This is a genomic window from Amycolatopsis sp. NPDC005003, from assembly GCF_053600695.1.
The window spans coordinates 25,691-50,018 of record NZ_JBSGAI010000053.1; the positions used below are offsets into that span (position 1 = coordinate 25,691).

The 24,328-nt window shown below is 71.4% G+C and carries 27 protein-coding genes; 23 read left to right on the top strand and 4 right to left on the bottom strand.

Translation table 11 applies throughout. The annotated features are described in order from the left end of the window. Window positions 1-188: 188 nt before the first annotated feature. A complete protein-coding gene (locus tag ACWED2_RS40800) occupies window positions 189-2,303 on the bottom strand; it encodes a HelD family protein (RefSeq protein ID WP_449695880.1) in 2,115 nt (704 codons plus the stop codon). Between the two features lie 125 nt (window positions 2,304-2,428). On the opposite strand from ACWED2_RS40800, the gene rsmD reads away from it, so the two are divergent. The 14 genes from rsmD (at window position 2,429) to ACWED2_RS40870 (ending at window position 13,242) form a co-directional block, all read left to right on the top strand. Further along, complete coding sequence (rsmD, locus tag ACWED2_RS40805) at window positions 2,429-2,989, top strand: 16S rRNA (guanine(966)-N(2))-methyltransferase RsmD (RefSeq protein ID WP_449695881.1); 561 nt, start codon at window positions 2,429-2,431, stop codon at window positions 2,987-2,989. Between the two features lie 43 nt (window positions 2,990-3,032). After that, a complete protein-coding gene (coaD, locus tag ACWED2_RS40810) occupies window positions 3,033-3,518 on the top strand; it encodes a pantetheine-phosphate adenylyltransferase (protein ID WP_449695882.1) in 486 nt (161 codons plus the stop codon). Window positions 3,519-3,659: 141 nt separating this feature from the next. Beyond that, on the top strand, window positions 3,660-4,346 hold the full coding sequence (locus ACWED2_RS40815) for a ribonuclease domain-containing protein (protein ID WP_449695883.1): 687 nt from the start codon (window positions 3,660-3,662) through the stop codon (window positions 4,344-4,346). A gap of 63 nt (window positions 4,347-4,409) precedes the next feature. Then, the gene (locus tag ACWED2_RS40820) at window positions 4,410-4,910 is read left to right on the top strand and encodes a SigE family RNA polymerase sigma factor (RefSeq protein ID WP_449695884.1); all 501 of its coding nucleotides are present in this window, start codon (window positions 4,410-4,412) and stop codon (window positions 4,908-4,910) included. Beyond that, window positions 4,910-5,599 (top strand): hypothetical protein, encoded by a 690-nt coding sequence (locus ACWED2_RS40825; RefSeq protein ID WP_449695885.1) that lies wholly within the window; start codon window positions 4,910-4,912, stop codon window positions 5,597-5,599. The genes ACWED2_RS40820 and ACWED2_RS40825 overlap by 1 nt, the downstream gene beginning before the upstream one ends. A 115-nt stretch (window positions 5,600-5,714) precedes the next feature. Continuing rightward, complete coding sequence (locus ACWED2_RS40830) at window positions 5,715-6,443, top strand: DivIVA domain-containing protein (protein WP_013223687.1); 729 nt, start codon at window positions 5,715-5,717, stop codon at window positions 6,441-6,443. 396 nt (window positions 6,444-6,839) lie between these two features. Continuing rightward, window positions 6,840-7,427 (top strand): YceD family protein, encoded by a 588-nt coding sequence (locus tag ACWED2_RS40835; RefSeq protein WP_449659035.1) that lies wholly within the window; start codon window positions 6,840-6,842, stop codon window positions 7,425-7,427. A gap of 80 nt (window positions 7,428-7,507) precedes the next feature. Then, window positions 7,508-7,690, top strand: coding sequence for a 50S ribosomal protein L32 (gene rpmF / locus ACWED2_RS40840; protein ID WP_003090635.1), 183 nt, complete (start codon window positions 7,508-7,510; stop codon window positions 7,688-7,690). Between the two features lie 13 nt (window positions 7,691-7,703). Continuing rightward, window positions 7,704-8,453, top strand: a complete 750-nt coding sequence (gene rnc / locus ACWED2_RS40845) for a ribonuclease III (RefSeq protein ID WP_449695886.1) — start codon at window positions 7,704-7,706, stop codon at window positions 8,451-8,453. Window positions 8,454-8,540: 87 nt separating this feature from the next. Continuing rightward, the gene (locus ACWED2_RS40850) at window positions 8,541-9,893 is read left to right on the top strand and encodes a polysaccharide lyase 6 family protein (RefSeq protein WP_449695887.1); all 1,353 of its coding nucleotides are present in this window, start codon (window positions 8,541-8,543) and stop codon (window positions 9,891-9,893) included. Window positions 9,894-9,951: 58 nt separating this feature from the next. Continuing rightward, window positions 9,952-10,824, top strand: coding sequence for a bifunctional DNA-formamidopyrimidine glycosylase/DNA-(apurinic or apyrimidinic site) lyase (mutM, locus tag ACWED2_RS40855; RefSeq protein ID WP_449695888.1), 873 nt, complete (start codon window positions 9,952-9,954; stop codon window positions 10,822-10,824). Window positions 10,825-10,879: 55 nt separating this feature from the next. Continuing rightward, window positions 10,880-11,314 carry a helix-turn-helix domain-containing protein gene (locus ACWED2_RS40860; protein ID WP_449695889.1) on the top strand — a complete coding sequence of 145 codons (435 nt, stop codon included), beginning with the start codon at window positions 10,880-10,882 and terminating at the stop codon, window positions 11,312-11,314. Window positions 11,315-11,503: 189 nt separating this feature from the next. Continuing rightward, window positions 11,504-12,067 (top strand): hypothetical protein, encoded by a 564-nt coding sequence (locus tag ACWED2_RS40865; protein ID WP_449695890.1) that lies wholly within the window; start codon window positions 11,504-11,506, stop codon window positions 12,065-12,067. After that, a complete protein-coding gene (locus ACWED2_RS40870; RefSeq protein ID WP_449695891.1) occupies window positions 12,064-13,242 on the top strand; it encodes an MAB_1171c family putative transporter in 1,179 nt (392 codons plus the stop codon). Before ACWED2_RS40865 ends, ACWED2_RS40870 begins: the two co-directional genes overlap by 4 nt. A gap of 36 nt (window positions 13,243-13,278) precedes the next feature. Here the strand turns inward: ACWED2_RS40870 and ACWED2_RS40875 are convergent, their stop codons facing one another. Beyond that, entirely contained in the window at window positions 13,279-14,181 is a 903-nt protein-coding gene (locus ACWED2_RS40875) for an SMP-30/gluconolactonase/LRE family protein (protein ID WP_449695892.1), read from the bottom strand. Between the two features lie 61 nt (window positions 14,182-14,242). On the opposite strand from ACWED2_RS40875, the gene ACWED2_RS40880 reads away from it, so the two are divergent. The 4 genes from ACWED2_RS40880 (at window position 14,243) to ACWED2_RS40895 (ending at window position 17,398) form a co-directional block, all read left to right on the top strand. Next, window positions 14,243-14,689 (top strand): Lrp/AsnC family transcriptional regulator, encoded by a 447-nt coding sequence (locus ACWED2_RS40880; RefSeq protein WP_449695893.1) that lies wholly within the window; start codon window positions 14,243-14,245, stop codon window positions 14,687-14,689. Between the two features lie 96 nt (window positions 14,690-14,785). Beyond that, on the top strand, window positions 14,786-15,109 hold the full coding sequence (locus tag ACWED2_RS40885; protein WP_360169097.1) for a PadR family transcriptional regulator: 324 nt from the start codon (window positions 14,786-14,788) through the stop codon (window positions 15,107-15,109). After that, window positions 15,106-16,341, top strand: a complete 1,236-nt coding sequence (locus tag ACWED2_RS40890; protein WP_449695894.1) for a DUF1700 domain-containing protein — start codon at window positions 15,106-15,108, stop codon at window positions 16,339-16,341. Before ACWED2_RS40885 ends, ACWED2_RS40890 begins: the two co-directional genes overlap by 4 nt. A gap of 166 nt (window positions 16,342-16,507) precedes the next feature. Further along, a complete protein-coding gene (locus ACWED2_RS40895; protein WP_449695904.1) occupies window positions 16,508-17,398 on the top strand; it encodes an alpha/beta fold hydrolase in 891 nt (296 codons plus the stop codon). A 436-nt stretch (window positions 17,399-17,834) separates the two neighbouring features. Here ACWED2_RS40895 and ACWED2_RS40900 read toward each other — a convergent pair whose 3' ends face one another. Beyond that, window positions 17,835-18,359 carry a general stress protein gene (locus ACWED2_RS40900; protein ID WP_449659025.1) on the bottom strand — a complete coding sequence of 175 codons (525 nt, stop codon included), beginning with the start codon at window positions 18,357-18,359 and terminating at the stop codon, window positions 17,835-17,837. A gap of 212 nt (window positions 18,360-18,571) precedes the next feature. Between ACWED2_RS40900 and ACWED2_RS40905 the strand changes: the two genes are divergently transcribed. The 4 genes from ACWED2_RS40905 to ACWED2_RS40920 are packed head-to-tail and all read left to right on the top strand — an operon-like array spanning window position 18,572 to window position 22,753. Further along, a complete protein-coding gene (locus ACWED2_RS40905; RefSeq protein ID WP_449695895.1) occupies window positions 18,572-19,936 on the top strand; it encodes a glutamine synthetase family protein in 1,365 nt (454 codons plus the stop codon). Continuing rightward, window positions 19,917-20,621, top strand: coding sequence for a gamma-glutamyl-gamma-aminobutyrate hydrolase family protein (locus ACWED2_RS40910; protein ID WP_449695896.1), 705 nt, complete (start codon window positions 19,917-19,919; stop codon window positions 20,619-20,621). Before ACWED2_RS40905 ends, ACWED2_RS40910 begins: the two co-directional genes overlap by 20 nt. Next, window positions 20,622-21,986 (top strand): aldehyde dehydrogenase family protein, encoded by a 1,365-nt coding sequence (locus tag ACWED2_RS40915; RefSeq protein ID WP_449695897.1) that lies wholly within the window; start codon window positions 20,622-20,624, stop codon window positions 21,984-21,986. Beyond that, complete coding sequence (locus tag ACWED2_RS40920) at window positions 21,986-22,753, top strand: 3-oxoacyl-ACP reductase (protein WP_410606232.1); 768 nt, start codon at window positions 21,986-21,988, stop codon at window positions 22,751-22,753. Before ACWED2_RS40915 ends, ACWED2_RS40920 begins: the two co-directional genes overlap by 1 nt. On the opposite strand, the gene ACWED2_RS40925 is transcribed toward ACWED2_RS40920, so the two are convergent. After that, window positions 22,750-22,947 (bottom strand): hypothetical protein, encoded by a 198-nt coding sequence (locus tag ACWED2_RS40925; RefSeq protein ID WP_449695898.1) that lies wholly within the window; start codon window positions 22,945-22,947, stop codon window positions 22,750-22,752. The two genes, ACWED2_RS40920 and ACWED2_RS40925, sit on opposite strands and share 4 nt — an antisense overlap. A gap of 72 nt (window positions 22,948-23,019) precedes the next feature. Here ACWED2_RS40925 and ACWED2_RS40930 point away from each other — a divergent pair, with 72 nt between their 5' ends. Continuing rightward, window positions 23,020-24,324, top strand: coding sequence for a helix-turn-helix domain-containing protein (locus ACWED2_RS40930; RefSeq protein ID WP_449695899.1), 1,305 nt, complete (start codon window positions 23,020-23,022; stop codon window positions 24,322-24,324). Window positions 24,325-24,328: the final 4 nt, after the last annotated feature.

A 24,328-nucleotide genomic window follows, 5' to 3' on the forward strand; every position in this document is an offset into this window, starting at 1 on the left:
GAAAAAGCCGGGAAATCCCAGCCTGGAGCGAAGCTGTCCCCAGCCCCGCCGAGTTGTGGACAACCCCGTCAGGCGCGCCGGCCGACCCTCCAGGGACGCGAGCCGACCGGCCAGGCGCGCCGGCCGACCCTCCAGGTACGCCGGCCGACCCTCCAACCACGCGAGCCGACCTTCCAGCCACGAAGGCGTCAGGCGGCGGGAATCCAGTCCGGGTTCGAGGCGAGCACGATCAGCTGCTGCGTCGCCCGGGTCAGCGCCACGTACAGCACCCGGCGGCCCGTCGTCGACTCCGTGATCAGTTCGACCGGCTCCACCAGCACCACCGCGTCGTACTCCAGGCCCTTCGAGTCGAGGCTGCCCACGACCTTCAGCCGCTCGTCGGCCTGCCCCGACAGCCAGCCCGCGACCTCCGGCACCCGGTCCATCGCCGTGATCACGCCGACCGTGCCCTCCACCGCGCCCAGCAGTTCCTTCACCGCCGCCTGCGTCGCCGCGGCCAGGCCGGCCGCCTCCACCGGGCGGACCTCCGGCTCCACGCCCGTGCGGCGGACCGCCACCGGCAGTTCGCCCGCCTCCGCGTGCCCGGCCACCACCTTCGCGGCCAGGTCGAAGATCTCCGCCGAGTTCCGGTAGTTCGTGCGCAGCGTGAACCGCCGCCGGGCGGTCTTGACGCCGAAGGCCTGGTCGCGCGCCGAAGCCGCTTCCGCGGGGTCCGGCCACGAGCTCTGCACCGGGTCGCCGACCACCGTCCAGCTCGCGTACTTGCCGCGCCGGCCGACCATCCGCCACTGCATCGGGGAAAGGTCCTGCGACTCGTCGACGACCACGTGGGAGTACTCGTCGTAGTGCTCCGGCCGGGTCGGTGCCCCGCCCGAGCGTTCCGGCTCGACCTCGAGCACCTGCCGCCGCTTGCGCTTCGGCGGCGGCCCGACCAGCACGCGCAGTTCGTCCAGCAACGCCACGTCCGCGATCGACCAGCCCCGCGACCGGTCCGCGAAGTCCGCGGCCAGCATCGAGATCTCGTGGCGGTTCAGCACGCCCTTCGCGGCCGCGGCCAGCCGCTTCTCGTCGCCCAGCCACTTGAGGATCTGCGCCGGGTACAGCACCGGCCACCACACGACGAGGAAGCGGTGGAAGTCAATCCGCTCGCCGAGGTCGGTGATCAGCTCGGCGCGGTCGATCTGCCTGCCGTCGTCCTTCGCGTGCTCCTCGGCCTTCGCGGCGAGGGCGTCCAGCAGCAGCTCGGCCGCCCGGATCCGCGAGCGGTTCGGCGGCGCGCCCTGCGTGTGGGCCTTGCGGCGGACCTTCTCCAGCTCGCGCGCGTTCAGCTTCAGCACCTCGCCGCGGTAGACGATCCGCATCTCCTCCGGCGCCTCCGGCGGCGTGTCGCGCAGCGCCCGCAGCAGCACCTTCCGGATCCGCAGCGATCCCTTGACGGCGGCGAGCGGCGCCGCGTCCTGCCGGGTCGCCTCCAGGCCGTCGAGGACTTCGCCGAGCGCGCGCAGTTCGACGTTCGTCTCCCCCATCGAGGGGAGGACCCGGGAGATGTAGCTGGTGAACACGCCCGACGGCCCGATCACCAGCACACCGGCCCCGCCGAGCTGGCGCCGGTAGCGGTACAGCAGGTAGGCGGCGCGGTGCAGCGCGACCGCGGTCTTCCCGGTGCCCGGCCCGCCGGTGATCTCGGTGACCCCGCGCCAGGGCGCCCGGATGACCTCGTCCTGCTCCTTCTGGATGGTCGCGACGATGTCGCGCATCTTCTCGCCGCGCGAGCGCCCCAGCGCGGCCATCAGCGCGCCTTCGCCGACGATCGCCATGTCCTCGGGCACGGCGTCGGCGATCAGCACGTCGTCGTCGACGTCGAGGACGTTCTGGCCCGAGCAGCGGATCACCCGCCGCCGCACCACGTCCATCGGTTCCTCGGCCGTGGCCTGGTAGAACGCCGCCGCGGCCGGCGCGCGCCAGTCCGTGACGAGGTTGTCGAACTCGGCGTCGCGGATGCCGAGCCTGCCGACGTAGGTGCGTTCTCCCGCGCGGTCGTCGAGCCTGCCGAAGACGAGACCCTCGTACTCGGCGTCGAGCGTCTGCAGCGTCTGGTTGGCGTGGTAGACCATCATGTCGCGCTCGAACAGCATCGACGCCTGCTCGAAGATCGCCTCGCGCTGCGCTCCCTGGCCGATCTCGTAGCCCTTCGCGCGCATGGCCTCGGCCTGCACCCGCAGTTCGTCCAGACGGGTGTACACGCGATCGACGTGGGCTTGCTCGATGGCGATCTCGGCCCGTCTGACCCGAGGTTCGGACACGCATGGCTCCTTGACAGCTTTTGGGATCGCCTCCGAGGGCGAAGAACGACTCTACGCGGTGGCCCGGGCGGGGACACCCGTGTCCCGGTCATCCGCTCGGTACGGCTGCCCCGCACAATCGGGGGGTGACCAGGATCGTGGCCGGGACGGCGGGCGGACGGCGGCTGAAGGTGCCGCCGAAGGGCACCCGGCCGACGTCGGAACGCGTGCGGGAAGCCCTGTTCAACGCCCTGGAGACGGCGGGCGAGCTGGACGGCGCCCGCGTCCTCGACCTCTACGCCGGCTCCGGCGCGCTCGGCCTCGAAGCCCTCTCCCGCGGCGCGGCGGACGCGCTGTTCGTGGAGTCCGACCGGCGGGCGGTGGACGTCCTGCGCGGCAACGTCGCGGCCGTGGGCCTGGGCGGCACGGTCCGGGCCGGGCAGGTCGAGGCGGTCGTCGCCGCGCCCGCGCCCGCCGCGTTCGACCTCGTGCTCGCCGACCCGCCCTACGCGGTGGACGCGGCCGCGCTCGGGTCCGTGCTGGCCTCGCTGGCCGCGGGCGGCTGGCTCGGGCCCTCGGCCCTGGTCGTGATCGAGCGCGCCGCGCGCGACGGCGAGCCGGACTGGCCGCCGGGCTTCGAGCCGACGCGCACGAAGAAGTACGGCGACACGGCCGTCTTCTGGGCGGAGTACGCGGCTGTGGCGTGAGCCACGCGGCGGAGACCGGGTCCGGCACGGTAGCGTCCGCGCCATGCGGCGTGCGGTCTGTCCCGGTTCCTACGATCCGGCCACCAACGGGCACCTCGACATCATCGAACGCGCCAGCGTGCTGTTCGACGAGGTCGTCGTCGCGGTGGGGGTGAACAAGAACAAGAAGGGCCTCTTCGAGATCGAGGAGCGCCTGGAGATCCTCCGCGAGATCACCGCGAAGCTGCCGAACGTGCGGGTCGACTCGTGGGAGGGCCTGCTGGTCGACTACTGCCGCGACAACGACATCGCCGCGGTCGCCAAGGGCCTGCGCTCGGTCAGCGACTTCGACTACGAGCTGCAGATGGCGCAGATGAACCGGGAGCTCACCGGCGTCGAGACGCTGCTGATGGCGAACAACCCGGTGTACGGCTTCGTGTCCAGCTCGCTGGTCAAGGAGGTCGCCGCGCTCGGCGGCGACATCGAGCGGTTCGTGCCGCCGATCGTCTACGAACGCCTCTCGGAGAAGTTCCCGAAGCTCGGCGGCTGATCCGCGCCGGGTCCACATCGGACGCGCGCGTGTCCGGTTCCCGTCGTTCGGCCCCCTCCGTTCGTCGGGACTTCGGCCCGGTGATGCGGGAGTTCACGTCGGCGTCTCCTGACGATCATTCGATCGGGTTACGGTCCGAAAATGACCAACTACCGATCGCGCCTGGCTGCCGTCCTGCTCGCGCTCTTGGCGACGTTGTTCGCCGGGGTCACCACCGCGGCTTCCCCCGCGGTGGCCGCCCAGAACGCCTGCGGGAACCTGGCCGGCTTCTCGCACACGACGCTTTCGGCGCTGCCGCCGGAAGCGACGACGACGTACCACCTGATCCAGACGAACGGGCCGTTCCCGTACCCGAAGAACGACGGCGTCGTCTTCGACAACCGGGAAGGCGTCCTCCCGGCCTGCGCGTCGGGCTACTACCACGAGTACACGGTGCCCACGCCGGGCTCGAGCACCCGCGGCACGCGCCGGATCGTGACCGGCAGCGCCGGCGAGTACTTCTACACCGGCGACCACTACGCCACCTTCAAGGTCATCGACATCGGCGGCGGGACGACGCACGCCTGCGGCGACCTCTCGGGCCTGGCGAAGATCGGCTACTCGCAGCTGTCGTCGGCGGCCAGGACCGTCGTGGACAACGTCCGCAACGGCACCTCGGCCGGCACCACCTACGAGAACCGCGAGGGCGTGCTCCCGGCCTGCGCGTCCGGCTACTACAAGCTCTTCGCCGTCGGCACGAGCGACCGCGTGATCTCCGGCAAGGCGGGCGAGCTGGCCTACACGCCCGACCGCTACGCCACCTTCAAGCGGATCGACCTGAATTCCTGATCCGTGCAACGCGCCGCGCCCCCTCGTCCGTGAGGTACACCGGAAGACGGACGAGGAGGCGCGATGCGGGCTGCGGACGACGCGGACTTCCGGGAGTTCGCCCGGGCGCGTGCCTGGGCACTGAGACGCACGGCGTACCTGCTGTGCGGTGACTGGCACCTCGCGGAGGACCTGGTCCAGAACGCACTGGTCAAGCTGTACCGGGTGTGGCCGAAGATCACCCGGCGCGGACCGGTCGACAACTACGCCCGGCAGGTCCTGCTGCGCTGCTGGCTCGACGAGTCCCGGCGGCCGTGGCGGCGGCGCGAACGCCGTGACGGCGTCGTGCCGGACCAGCCCGCTCCCGCGCCCGACACCGGGATTTCCGGCCCGCTCCTGCGTGCCCTCGCCGAGGTGCCGCCGAAGCAGCGCGCCGCGGTCGTCCTCCGCTACTGCGCCGACCTCCCGGCGGCCGAGGTCGCGGAAGTGCTGCGCTGCTCCGAGGGAACCGTTCGCAGCCAGGCCGCCCGCGGGCTCGAGACCCTCCGGGGTGTGCTCGAGCACAGCGCGGAGAGGAGCGCGTGATGACCGATCTCGAAACCCGGCTGCGTGAGCTGGACCTGGGGGAGCCGCCGCTCGGCTTCGACACCGACGAGGTCGCCGACCGCGCGGCGTGGCACACCCGGCGGCGCCGGGTGGGGATCGTCGTTTCGGTGGTGGCGGTGGCCGTCGCCGCCTTGGCGTTGTTCGCTCCCCGGACGCCTCCGGTGTCACCGGCCGCTCCGCCGTCCCCGCCGTCGCTCGCCGAGCAGGCGCGGATCCGGCAGGCCCTCGCGGACGCCGTGACCGGGGTGTTCCCGGGGCTGCGGGGGCTGACGGTCGGCACGTCCCCGGCCGACGCCATCGGACCCGGCCGGATGGCGGTGACCGCCACCTTCGCCGAGGCCGGCGGACGGCCGGGGACCTTCCAGCTGACGGTGTACGGCCGGCAGGTGCCGGACGACCACGTCCCGTTCGCCCGGTCCTGCCCGAAGCAGGGGCCGGACTGCGAGCGGATCCCGCAGCCCGGCGGAGCGGTGCTGGTGGTGTACGAAACCGGCTACGCGAGTTCGGGGGGATTCACGAAGCTGCGCGGCTTCGTCGGCGTCCTCCGCCGGGCCGACGGCTCGACGGTGACGCTCGTGGACGCGGCGGACGACGCCGACGACTCGGTGCAGCTGAGCAAGGAGCAGCTCACGCGGGTGATCACCGATCCGGCGTTCGTGCTGCCGTAAGGGGGAGCCGGCACCGGGCGTGGTCCAGGGGGGACACGCCCGGTGCCGGTGGCGTTCACCGCTTCGGCGCCCGATGCGGGCAGACTGGGCACAGCGACAGGGGATTGGAGTTGCCGTGTACCGGGTTTTCGAGGCGCTCGACGAGCTCGTCACCATCGTCGAGGAGGCGCGCGGCGTCCCGATGACGGCCAGCTGCGTCGTACCCCGGGGTGACGTGCTCGAGCTCCTCGACGACGTCCGAGACGCGCTGCCGGCGGAGATCGACGACGCCCAGGACGTCCTCGACAAGCGCGACGACCTGATCCACGCGGCCCGCAAGGAGGCGGGCGAGACGGTGGCGGGCGCGAACGCCGAGGCCGAGCGCGCGATCGCCGACGCGACGGACGAAGCGGAGCGCATCCTCGCCGACGCGCGGGCCCGCGCGGAGCAGATGCTCGCCGACGCGCACGACCAGGCCGACCGCACGGTGGCGGCGGGCCAGGCGGAGTACCAGAACCTCACGGACCGCTCCCGGGCGGAATCCGAGCGCATGATCCAGGCGGGCCGCGACGCGTACGACCGCGCGATCGAGGACGGCCGGGCCGAGCAGGCCCGTTTGGTGGCCCAGACGGAGGTGGTCCAGGCGGCGCACGCGGAGTCCGCCCGGATCGTCGACGAGGCCCACGCGGAGGCCGACCGCCAGCGCGCGGACTGCGACGCGTACGTGGACGGGAAGCTGGCGGAGTTCTCGGAGCTGCTGGCGACGACGCTGCGAACGGTGGACTCGGGGCGCAACCACCTGCGGTCGCCGGCCAACCTGCCCAGCTCGGGCGGCCGGCCGACGCTGTACGACTACCAGGTGTGACGAGCTTCTCAGCCTCGCCGGGGTTCGTCACCGGGCTTTCTGCATCTCGGCAGGCCCCTTCTGGTCGCCGGGGCTCGCCGCTGGGCTTTCCGTGCCTCGGCAGGCCGGTTCCGGCCGCCGGGGCTCATCACGGGGTTTCCCCATCTCGGCAGAGCATCCACATCTCGGCAGGGCTGTGGACAACCGATCCTCACCTGCGGCTTTCCCGGCTTTTCGTCGCTCACCCCGGATAGACTGGACCAGGGACCGGCCCCCTGGGGAGGGCGGGCCCGCGCGAGGGGGGCGCACGCGTGAGGGGGCGGGCACTCGCGAGGGGGCGCATCCGAGGCCATCGCCGCCCGACCTGCCCGGGTGCCTGCTCAAAAGGGGTGGCGACCAGTGCGTACCCTGGACTGGATGTCCGAGAACAAGACCCCCCAGCTCGACGACCGCAGCCCGTGGGTGATCGACACCCGTGAGCTCGGCCGTCACGCCGGCCTCAGCCGCGCCGTCAAGCGCAGCGTGCCGGTGGAGACGCCGCTCGGCGTCCCCGATGTCATCACCATCGAAGCCGGCTCCGAGCTGGAACTCGACCTGCTCCTCGAGTCCGTCGTCGAAGGCGTCCTGGTCAGCGGCACCGCGCGGGCCACCGCGAAGGGCACCTGCGCCCGCTGCCTCGACCCGTTGACCGAAGAGGTCGAGGTCGAGGTCCAGGAGCTGTTCGCGTACCCGGGCTCGGCCACCGAGGAGACCACCGAAGAGGACGAGATCCCCCGGCTGGTCGACGACCGGATCGACCTCGAACCCATCGTCCGCGACGCGGTCGTGCTGGCCCTGCCGCTGGCGCCGCTGTGCACCGAGGACTGCGCCGGGCTCTGCACGGACTGCGGCGTCAAGTGGGCCGATCTCGAGCCCGGACACGGGCATGAGAAGATAGACCCTCGGTGGGCCGCACTCGTCGAGCGCTTCGACGAGAACGCGGGCGAAAAGCCTGGGCCCAGCTGAGCAAGCCTGACGAGCGTCCAGCTCGTTCCGGAGGAAAGTTCGCTCGCACCGCGAGCAGACCGTCATAAGGAGATCTACTCGTGGCCGTCCCGAAGCGGAAGATGTCGCGATCCAACACGCGCTCCCGCCGCAGCCAGTGGAAGGCGGCTCCGGTGCAGCTGGTGCCCTGCTCCAACCGCGCCTGCAAGCAGCCGAAGCTCCAGCACGTCGCGTGCCCGTCGTGCGGCCAGCACAACGGCCGCCAGGTCGTCGAGCCCGCCTGATCGGGTAGCCGACATGGGGGGCAAGACGCCCGGGGGACCAGTAGCCGATCGGGCGCTGTTGCTCGAAGCGCTCGGGGTCACCTTGGACCCCGAGCTGCTCCGGCTTTCGCTGACCCACCGTTCGTACGCGTACGAAAACGGAGGTCTGCCGCCGAACGAGCGGCTGGAGTTCCTCGGTGATGCCGTGCTCAGCCTCGTCGTCACCGATCACCTCTACACCACACACCCCGACCTGCCCGAAGGTCAGCTCGCGAAGCTCCGCGCCAGCGTGGTCAACATGCACGCACTGGCGCGGGTGGCCCGCGGGCTCGGCGAGGGCGGGCTGGGGGCGCACCTGCTGCTGGGCAAGGGTGAAGAGCTCACCGGCGGCCGGGACAAGGCGAGCATCCTCGCCGACGGGCTGGAAGCCGTCATCGGCGCCGCGTACCTCGAGCACGGCATCGAGGTCGCCCGCAAGCTCGTGCACCACCTCTTCGACCCGCTGCTCGCCGAAGCGCCGCTGCGCGGGGCCGGGCTCGACTGGAAGACGAGCCTGCAGGAGCTGACCGCGTCGGCCGGGCTCGGCGTGCCCGAGTACAAGGTCGAGGACACCGGGCCGGACCACCGCAAGGAGTTCACGGCCACGGTGCTGGTCGCCGGCCGTCCGCTCGGCCACGGCACCGGGTCGACGAAGAAGGAAGCGGAGCAGAAGGCCGCCGAGACGGCCTGGCGTTCGCTGTCCGCCGAACTCGAGGCGCAGAAGAAGGCCGAACCGGAGTCCTGATCAGCGGGAACCCCCGTTGACGCTTTCCCGGACCGCTCAGTAGCGTGTGGACATCCGCCGCCCGGTGCTCACTGAGAGGTTTGGCGGATGCGTCTGTTCTTCGTTCCCCTGATCGCCGTGGCGCTCGTCGTCGTGCCCGGCCCGGTGGCGTCGGCCGCCCAGGTCCGCGTCAGTTCGCTGGCGGCGCTGCAGTCCGCGATGGACAAGGCGAACGCCGGCGACACGATCGTCCTGGCCGACGGTTCGTACTCCGCGAGTTCGACGTTGTCGATCAAGCGGTCCGGCACCGGCTCGGCGCCGGTGACGATCGCGGCCGAGCACACCGGCAAGGCGACGATCACCGGCTCGAAGACGTTCTCCTTCGCCGACGGTGTGCACAACGTGGTGCTGCAGGGGTTCAAGTTCCGGGGCAGCGCGAAGCTGAGCGTCCCCGCGGGCGCGTCGCACAACCGCCTGTCCCGCAACGACTTCCAGCTCAGCAGCGACGGCAACTGGGTGTCGGTCAACGGCGACGACACCGAGGTCGACCACAACGTCTTCCAGAACCGCACCAGCCAGGGCGTGTTCCTGCAGATCCTCGGGCCGTCGGACGCCATGGCGCAGAACGTCCACGTGCACCACAACTACTTCTTCAACCACCAGTTCTCCGGCTCGAACGGCGGCGAGTCGATCCGGCTGGGGCTGAGCAACCACCAGTCCTACCCCGCGCACGCCGTCGTCGAGAACAACCTCTTCGAGAAGGCCGACGGCGACAGCGAGGCGATCTCGGTCAAGTCGTCGGACAACGTCATCCGCTACAACACGATCCGCGACAGCAAGGGCTACATCGTGCTGCGCCACGGCAACCGCAGCACCGTCGAAGGCAACGTGCTCTTCAACTCCGGAATCCGGTTCCACGGCAACGACCACCGGATCGTGAACAACTACGTCGCCAACTCCGGCGGCCGGGCGATCGTGTTCGGCTCCGGCGAAGAGGCCGACAGCGGCCCGACGAGCAAGCTCCACGACCGGCCGGACCGCGACACCGTCGCCTACAACACGGTGATCGGGTCGAGCAGCGTCATCGACGGCGACGGCGGGAACTTCAAGCCGAAGGACTGCGTGGTCGCGGACAACATCGTCAAGGGCACGTCGGGCACGCTGGTGACGCTGCCGAGCGGGTCGACGGTCAAGTACGAGGGCAACATCACCTTCGGCGGCACGGCGGGCATCCCGTCGAAGTCCGTCGACCCGAAGCTGGTCAAGGACGCGGCCGGGCTCTACCGGCTGGCTCCGGGCAGCCCGGCGGTCGACGCCGGAGCGGGGTCGTACCCGTACGCCGCCAAGGACTTCGACCTGCAGGCCCGGACGGGCACCTTCGACGTCGGCGCCGACGAGTACGCCGCCTCGGGGACGACCCGGGTCCCGCTGACGAAGGCGGACGTCGGACCGGCCGCCTAGGTGCCTCCGCAACGGTGCCGTTCCGAAAAGTGTCGTACCCGCCGGGCACAATGGCCGTATGCCCGAACTTCCCGAGGTCGAAGTCGTCCGCCTGGGCCTGCAGGCGCACGTCGCGGGGCGGACCATCCGCGAGGCGGAGGTCCTGCACCCGCGCGCCATCCGCCGGCACGCACTGGGCGCGGAGGACTTCACGCAGCGGCTCGCCGGCACCCGCGTCGAGGCGGCGCGGCGCCGGGGCAAGTACCTGTGGCTGGAGCTGTCCGACAAGGAGGCGCTGCTGGCCCACCTGGGGATGAGCGGGCAGATGCTCGTCCAGCCGGAGGGCGCGCCGGACGAGAAGCACCTGCGGGTGCGCCTGCGCTTCGAAGACGACGGTCCGGAGCTGCGGTTCGTCGACCAGCGGACGTTCGGCGGCCTGGCGCTCGACGACCTCAGTGACATCGGCGGCGACGTCCTGCTCCCGGACACGATCGCGCACATCGCCCGCGACCCGATGGACCCGGAGTTCGACCTGGACACGGCGGTGCGCGCGCTCCGGTCGCGGCGCACCGAGGTCAAGCGGGCGCTGCTCGACCAGACGCTGGTGTCGGGCATCGGCAACATCTACGCGGACGAAGCGTTGTGGCGCGCTCGCCTGCACTGGGCCCGGCCCACCGAAAAGCTGACCACGGCGAAGGGGCGCGAGCTGCTGTCGGCGGCGTCGGACGTGATGAACGCGGCGCTGGGCGCGGGCGGCACGTCGTTCGACGCGCTGTACGTGAACGTGAACGGCCAGTCGGGCTACTTCGACCGGTCGCTGGACGCGTACGGCCAGGAAGGGCTGCCGTGCCACCGGTGCGGCACGGCGATCCGGCGGGAGCCGTTCATGAACCGGTCGTCGTTCTCGTGCCCGCGGTGCCAGCCGCGGCCGAGGGCGAACTCGGGTAGATAAAGGGGGTTCACCTTTCAGCTAGGATGAATACGCCTGGTAGCTGAGGGAGTGCATCGTGGTCATGGAGCCCGGAAAGTCGACGCTGGCCGACAAGATCGACCGGCTGTTCCACGTGGTCCGCAGGCCCGATCGGGAGCCGTACAGCAACGAAGAGGTCGCGAAGGCCTGCCGCGAAGCGACAGGCGAGAGCTTTTCGACGACGTACTTGTGGCAGCTGCGCACGGGCCGCCGCGACAACCCGACCAAGCGCCACCTCGAGGCATTGGCCCAGTTCTTCGGCGTCCCCCCGGCGTACTTCTTCGACGACGAGCAGAGCCGGAAGATCGCGGAAGAGCTGGCGCTGCTGGGCGCCCTGCGCGACGCGGGGGTCCGGGATCTGGCGTTGCGAGCGGTGACGTTGTCCTCGGACGGCCTCGACACGATCAGCGACATGATCGACGCGATCGCCCGGAGGGAGGCCGGCCGCGGCGGCCCGAAGAAGGAGAGCTGAGGGCGGCGGTGCTTTCGCCCTCGAAGCCGGGGGCGGCCGCGAACCACGGGTCCGGGTTCCGGAACGCCGGTGTGGAACCATGTGCGGCGTCCGCGCGTCGGATTTTCCCCGGCCGCGCAACCACACGCGCTTTGCCGCGTTGAACGTGCCGAAGCCGTTCGGCCGGGGTGTGGCGAGGGAGGCCTGACAGTGGCGCGATCATCGTGGCGGCGGCGACCCGCCCGCTCGCTGTGGCAGCGGGCCCGTCAGGTCGCCGACGGTGTCAGCCTGCCCGAACCGTTCGATGCCCGTGACTTCGTCGCGGGCCTGGCCGCCGAGCGCGGGCGTCCCATCGAACTGATGCCGGTCAGCGCGCCCGAAGGCGCGCCGTGCGGGTTGCTGATGAGCACCGAACGCGCCGACTACATCCTCTACCCGACCAACACGACCGCCCTGCACCGGCGGCACATCGTGCTGCACGAGGTCGGGCACCTGCTGTGCGGCCACGTCGGCGCCGGCGGCCGCACGACCGGCGCCGACGGCGTGGCCATCGACGCCGCCGGCCGGCAGCTCATGCCGAATCTCTCACCCGAGCTCGTCCGGCGGGTGCTCGGGCGCACCACCTACTCGGAGGTCGAGGAGCGCGAAGCCGAGCTCGTCGCGAGCCTGCTCGCCCAGCGCGTCGTCCGGCCCGCCCAGGCGCGCGAACCCGCGCCCGGCGTCCCGGACGGCGTGCGGCGCTTCGATTCCGTGTTCGGCCGCCGCACGTCGTGATCGAAAGCCTCGCCTACTACCTGTGTGCGGTGGGCTTCGCCGGGTTCGGGTACAAGCTCATCGAGGCCCGCCGCAGCCAGCCGGCACGCACGATGTGGTTCCTCGCCGGCTTCGGCATCTGCATCGCCACCGGCATTGTCGTGCTGACGCCCGCGATGTCGGCCCTCGCCGGCCCGGGCCCGGTGGCCGAGTGGGTCCTGAGCCTGGCCGGCGACGAGCTGAAACTGGGCGCGATCGGGTTCGCGACGGCTTTCACGCAGTCGGTGTGGCGCGGCGAGGGGGCGCGGCTCGCCCCGCACGCGCTGTTCACCGGCGCGACCATGGTGCTGCTCGCGGTGTGCTTCGCGCTTTCCGATCCGCGGCGCGTGGGCGACGACACGGTCTTCTCGGACGCCGGCCTGCCGTTCGCGCTCGGCGACAAAGTGGTATTCCTGCTGTACAGCCTGATCAGCCTCGGCCTGCTGTTCGCGGTGTTCGTCCGCAGCGCGTGGCACGCGGAGCCGGGCCCGCTGCGGGCCGGGCTGTGGCTGCTGGTCGTCGGCGTCGGCTCGGCGACCGCGTGGACGTTCTGGGACGTCGACGACGTGGTCCGGCTGGCCCGGACGGCCCGGATCGGCGCCCGCGAGGACCTGCCGTCCTCGATCCTCGCGGCGGTGACGGTCGTGTGCGTGGCGGCCGGGGCGACGCTCAGCGCCTGGTCGCCGGCGGTCTCGTCGGTGATCGGCCGGGTGCGGGCGTACCGGGCGTACCGCCGCATCGAGCCACTGTGGACGGCGCTGCGCACGGCGGTCCCGGGCATCGCCCTCGACCCGGGGCGCGAACTGGCCGGAGGCGCGGAGTTCGCGCTGTACCGCAGGGTGATCGAAATCCGCGACGGCCACCTGGCGCTGCGCGCCCACTTCGACCCGGACCTCCCGGCCCGGGCGGAGGCGGCGGCCCGCCGAGCGGGCGTCCCCGAGGCGGAGGTGGCGGCAACGGTGGAGGCGGTCACCCTGGCGGCGGCGATCGAGGCGGGCCGCGCGGGACGCCGTTTCGACCGCGAGCCCGACCACACCGCGGAACCGGACGCGGAGGCGGACGTGGCGGCCGAGGCGGCCTGGCTGGTCCAGGTGAGCCGAGCCTGGCGCCGCCGCGACGCAGTGGTGGAGCGAGTGGAGGCGGCCACACCCGGCTAGCCCGGAGGCCCATGCGGGCATATGAGGAGGCCGGGATCAGCGCGGGTAGCGAGCTCCGTTCACCGTCACCCTCAGCGTGTACAGCGAGCTCGAAGCCGTGATGAACAGCTCGTTGCCCCTTGCACCGCCGAACGTGAAGTTCGAGCACACCTCCGGGATCCGCAGCTTGCCGATCCTCGTGCCGTCCGCGGCGAAGCAGTGCAGCCCGTCGTGAGCCGCGGCCCAAACCTGCCCCTCGCTGTCCACCCGGACCCCGTCGAAGCCGCCGCTGTCGCTCGTCGCGAAGATGTCGCCGCCCGTCAGCTTCCCTTCTTGACCGACCGAAAACACCCTGATGTGGCTGGGCGTCTGACGCGTGTCCGCGATGTACAACCGCGACTCGTCCGCGGAAAACGCCAGGCCGTTCGGCCGGCTGAAGTCGTCCGCCACGATCGCCACCGAACCGTCCGGCGCCGCCCGGTACACGTGGCACGCGCCGATCTCGCTCTCCGCCCGGTACCCCTCGTAATCACTGTCGATGCCGTAACTCGGGTCGGTGAACCAGATTGACCCGTCCGAGTGCTCGACCACGTCGTTCGGGCTGTTCAGCCGCTTCCCCCGGTACTCCGACGCCAGCACCGTGATCGAGCCGTCGTGCTCGGTGCGCGTCACGCGGCGGGGGCCCTGCTCGCAGCTGATCAGCCGTCCGTGGCGGTCGACGGTGTGCCCGTTCGCGTAGTTCGACGGCTGGCGGAAGACGCCGACCCGGCCGGTCGTCTCGTCCCAGCGCAGCGTGCGGTCGTTGGGGATGTCGGAGAACACGAGGTAGCGGCCGGCCGGGAAGTACGCCGGTCCCTCCGTCCAGCGGCAGCCGGTGTGCAGGCGCTGCGTCCACTCGTCGCCGTTCACGCGGGCGAACCGCTCGTCCAGCACCTGGAAGTCCGTCTTGATCAGGTCCATCGCCAGCTCCTCATGAGATTCTGTGAAAAGCATGGAGTACTGAACTTGATATGGTCAAGCGGTGGACGAAGTAGACCGTGTACTGCTCACTGAACTTCAGCGCGACGCGACACAGGCGTACGCCGCCCTCGGCAAAGCCGTCGGGCTCTCCGCGGGCGCGGCCCACGAACGCGTGCGCAAGCTGCGGGACCAGGACGTCATCCGGCGGACCACCGTGGACGTCGACCCGGCCGCCGTCGGCCGCGGGGTCGCGGCCTTCGTGCTCGTCGAAGCGAACGCCTGGATGGGTGACCGCTCCGTGCGCGAAGCGCTCGAAGCGCTGCCCGAAGTCGTGGAGGCCCACGTCATCGCCGGCCCGGCGTCGCTGCTCGTCAAGGTGCGCACGGCGACGACCGAAGACCTCCAGGCGTCGCTGCGCCGGCTCTTCGCGATCGAGGGCGTCACCGGCACGCAGACGATCGTGGTCCTCGAATCCTTCTTCGAGCGGCCGGTCGACACCCGGGGCTGACCGAGGTTGCCCGGGCTCGGCGCGCCGATGGCCCTCCGCCGTGCACACTACTGCGCAATGCGTGGTACCTTCCCAAGCGTAAGACTGGAGGGTGCAGTGGAGATCAGTCAGCTGCTCAAGGGCGTGCTCGATCTCGCCGTTCTCGCGGTGCTCCGCGACGAGGACGGCTACGGGTACGACGTACTGAGAAGACTCCGGGCCGCCGGCCTGGACGAGGTGGGGGACGCGTCGGTGTACGGGACGTTGCGCAGGCTCTACAAGGCAGGCCTGCTGACCTCGTACGTGGTTCCCAGTGAAGAGGGACCGCACCGCAAGTACTACAGCCTGAACGAGCCGGGCCGGGTCCGGCTGGCGGAGTCCGGCAAGACGTGGCAGAGCTTCGCATCGACGATGAACGTGCTTTTGGGAGAGGCAGCATGAGCGACAAGCCGACCGCCGTGCGGGTGTATCTGGCGCGGGTCCGGACCGCGCTCGCCGACCTGCCCGCGAGCGAGATCGAAGAGATCCTCGAAGACGTCCGCCCGCACCTGGCGGAACTGGAGGCCGAGCTGGGGGAAGGCGCCCGCGTCGAGGCCCTCATCGAACGGCTCGGGACCCCCGAGAGCTACGCCGCCGAGCTGCGCGCGTCCGGGGGGTACCCGGCGCCGGGGGAGGACGCCACGCAGGTGCTCGCCACGGCCGCGCCCAGCCTGGTGAAGCCGCGGATCGCGTTGTGGGGCCTGGTGTTCTGCGCGCTGGGGCTCGCCATGCTCGCGTTCGGCGCCACCGTCTCCCGCAGTCCCGATGCCTTCGTCGGCCTGTTCCTGTTCGCGCCGGTCTTCCTCGTCAGCCTGGTGCTGCTGCTGCGCGGCGGGGTCGAGCCGGTGCTGGCCCTGCCGGAAGTCGGGTGGCTGCGCGACACCATGGCCAAGGGTCGTGCGCAGGAGGACGCCGGCAAGTTCCTGCGCTACCTCGGTTCGCTCAAGCCGGCGTGGTGGGTGCTGTGCGCGGTCGCGCTGGTCGCGCTCGGGCTGCTGTTCACGCTGCAGCGCCGGAGCGGGGTGCTGTTGCTGCCGTTCCTGATCCTCGCGGCCGTCGGGGCGTTGTGGGCCGGCCCGCGGGTGCGGAGCGACCGGCGGCTGCTGTGGGTGGCCGTGCCGATCTCGGCGTTCGTCATCGGCGGCGGGCTGGGCGGCTTCGGCGCCGCGATCGACCTCTTCGCCCGCGGGAGCTCCTACTCGGGTCCGCCGCCGTACTACTCGTCCACGGCGGATCACTACGGCAACGACCAGCTGACCTACGGCGGCCGCGACATCGAGAACGTCTACGCCTTCGATGCCGAGGGTAAGCCGCTGACCGAGGTCTACCTCTACGACGAGCAGGGCAGGCCGCTGACGCTGACTCGCTACGGCTGCGAGCGCGCGACCGGCAGCAGGCAGAAGATCGGTGAGGACAACCGGTTCCCCCGGCCGAAGATCGAGCAGGGCGTCACCGACGACCAGGGCAACTACAACGGCTACAACGGCTACCGCGGAGCCTGCCGCGAGCTGGCGGGCGTGCCGTTCAGCGCGGCGATCCCGAAGGTGACGGTGCCCTCGACCACCACGCCGTCCGCGACCACCACGCCACCTTCGACCAGCACGCCACCGGCGTCACCGACGCCGACGCGGTAGGGGGAACGAACGCCAGGAGCGCCGGTCGGGGCCGCTCCTGGCGTTCACCCAATCCGAACGCGCGCGAAACGTCCCGCCAACGCGGGCGTGTTGAGCTGGGCGGGTGCTTCCGGAAGCCTTCGCCCCGCAGACCAGGGTGGTCCACGGCTACGAGCGCGCGTACCGGATGGCCGGGCGCGGCCCCGCGCTGCTCTTCCTGCACGGCATCGGCGACGACTCGTCGACGTGGCTGGATCTGCTGGAGTCGCTGGCGGACGACTTCACGGTCATCGCACCCGACCTGCTCGGCCACGGCTTTTCGGCGAAACCGCGCGCGGACTACTCGGTTGCCGCGTACGCGTGCGGCATGCGCGACCTGCTGACCACCCTCGACGTCGACCGGGTGACGGTGGTCGGGCACTCCCTCGGCGGCGGCGTCGCCATGCAGTTCGCCTACCAGTTCCCGGAACGCTGCGAACGCCTGGTGCTGGTGGGCTCGGGCGGGGTCGGCGCGAGCGTCCACCCGCTGCTGCGGCTGGCCGCGGCGCCGGGCGCGGGGCTGCTGCTGCCGCTGCTGGGAGCGCAGCCGGCGTTGCCGGTGCTGCGCAAGCTGGCCGAGACACTGCGGATCTCCGACGACCTCGACTACGTGGTCGCGCGTTACCTCCGCCTGGTCGAGCCGGGCACGCGGTCGGCGTTCCTGCGGACGCTGCGCTCGGTCGTCGACTGGCGTGGGCAGGTCGTCAACATGCTGGACCGGTGCTACCTCACGCAGGGGATCCCGACGCTGCTGGTGTGGGGCACGGAGGACCGGGTGGTGCCGAGCGGCCACGCGCTGCGCGCGCACCGGGCGATGCCTGGCAGTCGGCTGGTGCTCTTCGAGGGGGCGGGCCACTTCCCGCACCGCTCGGCGCCGAAGCAGTTCCTGGAGGTCCTGCGCGAGTTCTTGGCGGAGACGCCGCCGGCCGAGTACGACCGGGCGCGCTGGGGTGAGCTGCTGCGCGCGGGCCGCCCGGAGGAGCCAGACCCCGCCTCGGCGGAGATCCCGGACGCGCCGACGGTGTCGTCGGGCACCTGAGCAGCCCCCGATTCCACGCTACCGGCGGGCACCGACGGTTTCGGGCCACCGGGCGGGCTTGTGTGGACAACCGGGGTGTTTCGCCCGGTGTTGTGGACAACCCGGGCTGTACGTGGCAAGGACGGCCGGAACCGTCGGACCTGCCCGGTAGCGTGGAATCGGGGGCTGCTCAGACACGGGGCGCCCGAGGACGGCGGCCGGTCGGACCGACAAGCAGACTGCTCGGGCGCGGGGCTGCTTGGGCACGCCAGCCGCCTGGACGCGGGCTGCTCGGGCGCGGTGGCTGCCGGACGCGGCGGGGCACGGCGGCTGCCGGGGCACGGCTGGCACGGCGGCTGCGGGGGCATGGCGGTTGGGGGGTGCGGCTGGCACGGCGGCTGCCCGGATAAGGCGAAGGCCGCCTCCCGCAGGAGGCGGCCTTCGCTATCTACCCGGATCAGTGGCCGAACGCGCTGCGCGCCGCGAGGTCTGCCAGCAGTGCGCGCCCCTTCTCGGCGTTGCGTGGCTGGGACAGGACGTCGTACCGGCGGGCCACCAGCTGGCTCTGCGAGATGAACCCGCGCTTGTTCCGGTTCACCGCGTAGCCCAGCGCACCGAACAGCAGGTTGAACCCGAGACCGGCGACGAGGCCGATCACGATCGGGACCAGGCCCGCGCCCGGGTTGAGCAGGCTGAGCATCAGGCCGAGGAACAGGCCGAACAGCGCGCCGGACGTCGCCGCGCTGCTCAGCACGCGGCCCCAGGACATCTTGCCCGCGACCCGCTCGACGAGCATCGGTTCCACGCCCACGATCGTGACGTCGGTGACGGGGAAGTCCGCGCCCGCGAGGTGGTCGACCGCCCGCTGTGCCTGCTCGTAGGACTCGTACGAACCGATCGGCCAGCCGGTGGGCAGGGTCGGCAGCTGGGGCCGGGCCTGCTGCTGTCCGATCGTGGTCTGCTGCGTGAATGCTGTGGTCATCGATCTCACCTCTCTTGTCCCGTTCAACGTGCGGGCACCCCGGTTTTCCTCCCGGACGGGCGAATTCACAGACTCTTCTCAGCCGGGCAACCCGGACAATCCGACCGCCGCCGCAATGGTTCAAAAAGATACCTTTGTTCGGGTTGACCGCGCCCCGCTCACCGGGTAGGAAGGACCGGCAAAGGATTCATACCAAACCTTTGGGGCGACCGATGGCACGCAGGCGAGGCATGCTCACGCTCGACGAACTCCGGGCGCGCGTGGACGCGGGCACGATCGACACCGTGCTCGTCGCGCTCACCGACATGCAGGGCAGGCTGCAGGGCAAGCGCTGCTCGGCCGAGTACTTCCTGGACGAGGTCGTCGGCCACGCCACCGAGGCCTGCAACTACCTGCTCGCCGTCGACGTCGACATGAACACCGTCGACGGCTACGCGCTCTCCTCCTGGGAGAGCGGCTACGGCGACTTCGTGCTGCGTCCCGACCTCGAGACGCTGCGGGAGATCCCCTGGCACGAGGGCACCGCGCTGGTCCTCGCCGACGTCGAGCGCGTGCAGGGCGGCCCGGTCGCGGTGTCGCCGCGGCAGATCCTGCGCCGGCAGCTCGACCGGCTCGCCGAACGCGGGCTCGCCGCCTTCGTCGGCACCGAGCTCGAGTTCATCGTCTTCGACGACACCTACGAGACGGCCTGGGACAAGCGCTACCACGGCCTCAAGCCCGCCAACCAGTACAACGTCGACTACTCGATGCTCGGCACCGCGCGCCTGGAGCCGCTGCTGCGCCGCATCCGCAACGACATGGCCGGCGCCGGGCTCTACCCCGAGTCCGCCAAGGGCGAGTGCAACCCCGGCCAGCAGGAGATCGCCTTCCGCTACACCGACGCGCTCGCCACCTGCGACAACCACAGCGTCTACAAGAACGGCGCCAAGGAGATCGCCGCGCAGGAGGGCAAGAGCCTCACCTTCATGGCGAAGTACAACGAGCGCGAGGGCAACTCCTGCCACATCCACATCAGCCTGCGCTCCACCGAAGGCCGGGCCGTGCTGGCCGGGGACAGTGAACACGGCTTCTCGAAGCTGATGGAGCACTTCCTCGCCGGCCAGCTCGCCGCGCTGCACGAGCTGACGTACTTCTTCGCGCCGAACGTCAACTCCTACAAGCGGTTCGTGCCCGGCAGCTTCGCGCCGACCGCCATCGCCTGGGGCACCGACAACCGCACCTGCGCGCTGCGCGTCGTCGGCCACGGCGAGTCGCTGCGCGTCGAGAACCGCGTGCCGGGCGGGGACGTCAACCCGTACCTCGCCGTCGCCGCGCTCATCGCCGCCGGGCTCCACGGCATCGAGAACGAGCTGGAGCTCGAAGAGCCGTTCACCGGCAACGCCTACAACTCCGACCGGGGCACCGTGCCGACGACGCTGCCCGAAGCCGCCGCGGCACTGGCCGGCAGCGACCTGGCGCGCGCGGCCTTCGGCGACGAGGTCGTCGACCACTACCTGAACGCGGCGAAGATCGAGATCGACGCCTACAACGCCGCCGTCACCGACTGGGAGCTGATCCGTGGCTTCGAGCGACTTTAGGCCCGTCATCGGGCTCACCAGCTACCTCGAACCCGCGAAATTCCTGGTCTGGGACACCGAAGCCGTGCTGCTACACCGCGTTTACGTCGACTGCGTGGTCGCGGCTGGTGGCATCCCGGTGCTGCTGCCCCCGGTGTCCGCCGCATACGAGCGGCTCGTGTCCACTGTGGACGGCCTGGTGCTCACCGGCGGCGCCGACATCGAGCCGGAGCGCTACGGCCACGAGCCGCACCCGGCCACCTACGTCCGCCTCGAGCGGGACGCCTTCGAGTTCGGCCTGTTCGCCGCCGCGCGCCAGGCGGGCAAGCCGGTGCTCGGCGTGTGCCGCGGCCTGCAGGTGATGAGCGTCGCCCTCGGCGGCACCCTCACCCAGCACCTGCCCGAAAGCGGCACCACCGACCACCAGCCCGCGCCGGCAACGTTCGGCCGGGGCACGGTCACGCTCGCCGAGGGCAGCCGGGCGGCGGCGATCCTCGGCCCCGAAACCAAGACACTCTGCTACCACCACCAGGCGATCGACCGGCTCGGCACCGGCCTCGAGGCGGTCGGCTGGGCCGCCGACGGCACCATCGAGGCCGCTGAACTACCCGGTGAGTTCACCCTGGGCGTCCAGTGGCACCCCGAGCAGGACACCGACGACGTCCGGCTGTTCCAGGCTCTCGTCGACGCGAGCAAGGAGAAGTAGATGACGACCTTCGACGTCCTCAACCCGGCCACCGAGGAGGTGGTGCGGAGCGTCCCCCTGACCAGCGCGGAGGAGACCGACGCGGCGATCGCCCGCGCCCACGCGGCCTTCCCGGCGTGGCGCGACGTCACGCCGGGCGACCGCGCGCGGCTGCTGCGCCGCTTCGCCGACGCCGTCGAGGCCGACATCGAGCACCTCGCCCGGCTGGAGGTCGAGAACTCCGGGCACACCATCGGCAACGCCCGCTGGGAGGCGGGCAACGTCCGGGACGTCCTCAACTACTACTCCGCCGCCCCGGAACGCCTGATCGGCAAGCAGATCCCGGTACCCGGCGGCATCAACGTCACCTTCCAGGAGCCCCTGGGTGTGGTGGGCGTGATCGTCCCGTGGAACTTCCCGATGCCGATCGCGGGCTGGGGCTTCGCGCCCGCTCTCGCCGCCGGCAACGCCGTCGTCCTCAAGCCCGCCGAGCTGACACCGCTCACGGCCATCAGGCTGGCCGAGCTGGCGCGCGAGGCGGGCATCCCGGAGGACGTCTTCCAGGTGCTGCCCGGCAAGGGTTCCGTGGTCGGGCAGCGGTTCGTCGAGAACCCGGCCGTGCGCAAGGTCGTCTTCACCGGCTCCACCGAGGTCGGCAAGCAGATCATGGCGGGCTGCGCGGCGCAGGTGAAGCGCGTGACGCTGGAGCTCGGCGGCAAGAACGCCAACATCGTCTTCGCCGACTCCGACCTGGAGAAGGCCGCGGCGACCGCGCCCTACGGCGTCTTCGACAACGCCGGCCAGGACTGCTGCGCCCGGTCGCTGATCCTCGTGCAGGCCAGCGCGTACGACCGCTTCATGGAGCTGCTCGAACCGGCGGTGCACGGCGTCGTCGTCGGCGACCCCGGCGACGAGAAGACCGAGATGGGCCCGCTGATCTCGGCCGCGCACCGGGCGAAGGTCGCCTCCTACGTGCCCGACGACGCGCCGGTCGCGTTCCGCGGCACCGCCCCCGAGGGCCGTGGCTTCTGGTTCCCGCCGACCGTCGTCACCCCGCCGGACCTGCGGCACCCGGTCGCGGCCGAGGAGGTCTTCGGCCCGGTCGTCGCCGTGGTGCCGTTCGGGGAGGAGGCCGACGCGGTCCGGATGGCCAACGCGACCGAGTACGGCCTGTCGGGATCGATCTGGACCCGCGACGCCGGCCGGGCGTTCCGGGTTGCGCGGGGCGTCGAATCCGGCAACCTCTCGGTGAACTCGCACTCGTCGGTGCGCTACTGGACGCCGTTCGGCGGCTTCAAGCAGTCCGGCCTGGGCCGCGAGCTCGGCCCGGACGCCGCCGCGGCGTTCACCGAAACCAAGAACGTCTTTCTGAGCACGGAGGAGTAATGGTCCAGCGTTTCGAAGGCCGCGTCGCGGTCATCACCGGCGGCGCCAGCGGCATCGGGCTCGCCTCGGCCCGGCGCCTGGCGAGCGAAGGCGCGAAGGTCGTCATCGCGGACCTCTCGCCGGCCGAGGGCAAGGCGGCCGCCGACGAGATCGGCGGCGCGTTCATCCAGACCGACGTCACCGACGCCGAGCAGGTCGAGAACCTGTTCCACAGCACGGTCGAGCAGTTCGGCTCGGTCGACGTCGCGTTCAACAACGCCGGCATCTCGCCGCCGGAGGACGACTCGATCCTGACCACCGGCATCGAGGCGTGGGACCGCGTGCAGCGGGTCAACCTGACGTCGGTGTACCACTGCTGCAAGGCCGTCCTGCCGCACATGCAGCGCCAGGGCCGCGGGTCCATCATCAACACCGCGTCGTTCGTCGCGGTGATGGGCGCGGCGACGTCGCAGATCTCCTACACCGCGTCGAAGGGCGGCGTGCTGGCGATGAGCCGCGAGCTCGGCGTGCAGTTCGCGCGGGAGAACATCCGGGTCAACGCGCTGTGCCCGGGGCCGGTGAACACCCCGCTGCTCAAGGAGCTGTTCGCCAAGGACCCGGAACGCGCGGCGCGGCGGCTGGTGCACGTGCCGGTCGGCCGGTTCGCCGAGCCGTCGGAGATCGCGGCGGCGGTGGCGTTCCTGGCCAGCGACGACGCCAGCTTCATCACGGCGTCGCAGTTCCTGGTCGACGGCGGCATCTCCGGCGCGTACGTCACCCCGCTCTAACGCTTGGTCTTCTTCTTGACGTCGTAGACCTCCCGCAGGTAGCGCCAGGCGGCGTTGAGCTTCTTGCGCTCTTCGGAGATCTCCTTCTCCCGGCGGCGCAGGATCCGGGTGGCGATCTCGGAGGCGAGGAACGCGCCGGCAGCGAAGGTCAGCGTGCCGACGATCAGGGTGAGGGCGATCACGGTGGTGGTCATGGTGACCAGCGTCGGGCGCGCCTGGGCGGTTTGTCCCTGCGCAAAGCTAGCGGGTTTCGTTAGCTTTGTGAGGTGACGCACTGGCGCGCCGACGAGTGGGCGGAAGCGGTCCGGGCCGGCATCCGTTCGCGGGGCCTCTCCCTGGACGAGGCGGCCAGGCGCATCGGCGTTCCGACGTCGACCCTGCGCAGCTGGATCGAACACCGGCACGCGCCGAAGGTGACGGTGTTCGACCACTGGGCCCAGCTCGCCGAGGTCACCGGGCTGAGCGAGGCCGAGCTGCTGCGCGTCGCCGGCGTCCTGCCCGAGAGCCTCGCAAGCCCGGTGCACGTCGCCCAGGCGGCGAAGGCGCTGCGGGAGGGCATCGACCGCGCGGGGCAGTTCCTCCGGCAGGCCACCGCGCTGGTCTACTCCTCGCCCGGCACGCAGGTGGCGAACGCGATCGCGGCGTCGCCGATCGACTGGGAGATGCGGATCCGGTCGGCCACCCGCGGCGACGAGGTCCGCGTCACCTACCACCACTACGTCGGGATCGTGCCGCCGCGGGACCTGCCCTTCGACGACGCCGAGGTGCGCCGCATCATCGAGCACGACGTCCTCGGCGAGCTGTGGCGGCCGCTCGGGCTGTACTGGCGGGTGGCGGAGGTGCACGACTGGCACGAGCCGCCGCGGCTGGTGATCCAGGTGCCCGAGCAGGAGGCGACGCGGCCGCCCGCGCCGTCGCCGGTGGTCGCCGCGCCGCCGGTGGTCGTGCTGTCGCCGATCTGGGGCTACGGCGAGCTGCTGGCGTCGCTGGTCGCCGACGGGCTCGGGTTCGGCAACGTCGACTTCCGCTACTCCGGCCTCCCGGACGCGATGGCCGACCGGGTCCGCCTCACCGCCCGCGAGCTGGCCGAACCCGCGCCGCGGCTGGTGCACTCGGTGCCGCCGATCATGCTGCTGCACGGCCTGGCCGTGCCGGACCTGACCGGCCGCCTCCCGGTCGTCGTCCGCTACGGCCCGCGGATGCGCGCGCGGGCGGCCCGGATCTACCGGTCGGCGCTGCTCGAAGCGGGGTTCGCGGACCCCCTCGACGGCGCTCGCGCGATCGAGGACGCCATCGAGGTCCCGCCGGGCTGTGCGTACTTCGAGGTGACGCTGGCCGACGAGGACATCTTCGACGGCGACCGCCCGTCCCTGGACCGCCTCAACGACTCGGTGGCGTGGCACGCCGAGCAGATCGTCGAGCAGGTGCTGCTCGGCGCCGGCCACCCGCCGGTGCCTCTGGGCGGGCCGTTGAAGCGGCTGGTCCTGCCCTCCGGCCGCGTCCGCCGCCCGCCGTCGCTGGCCGGGCGCGTGGTACGCCGGGTCGCCGGTCGAGGCCGCGACGAAGGCTGATGTG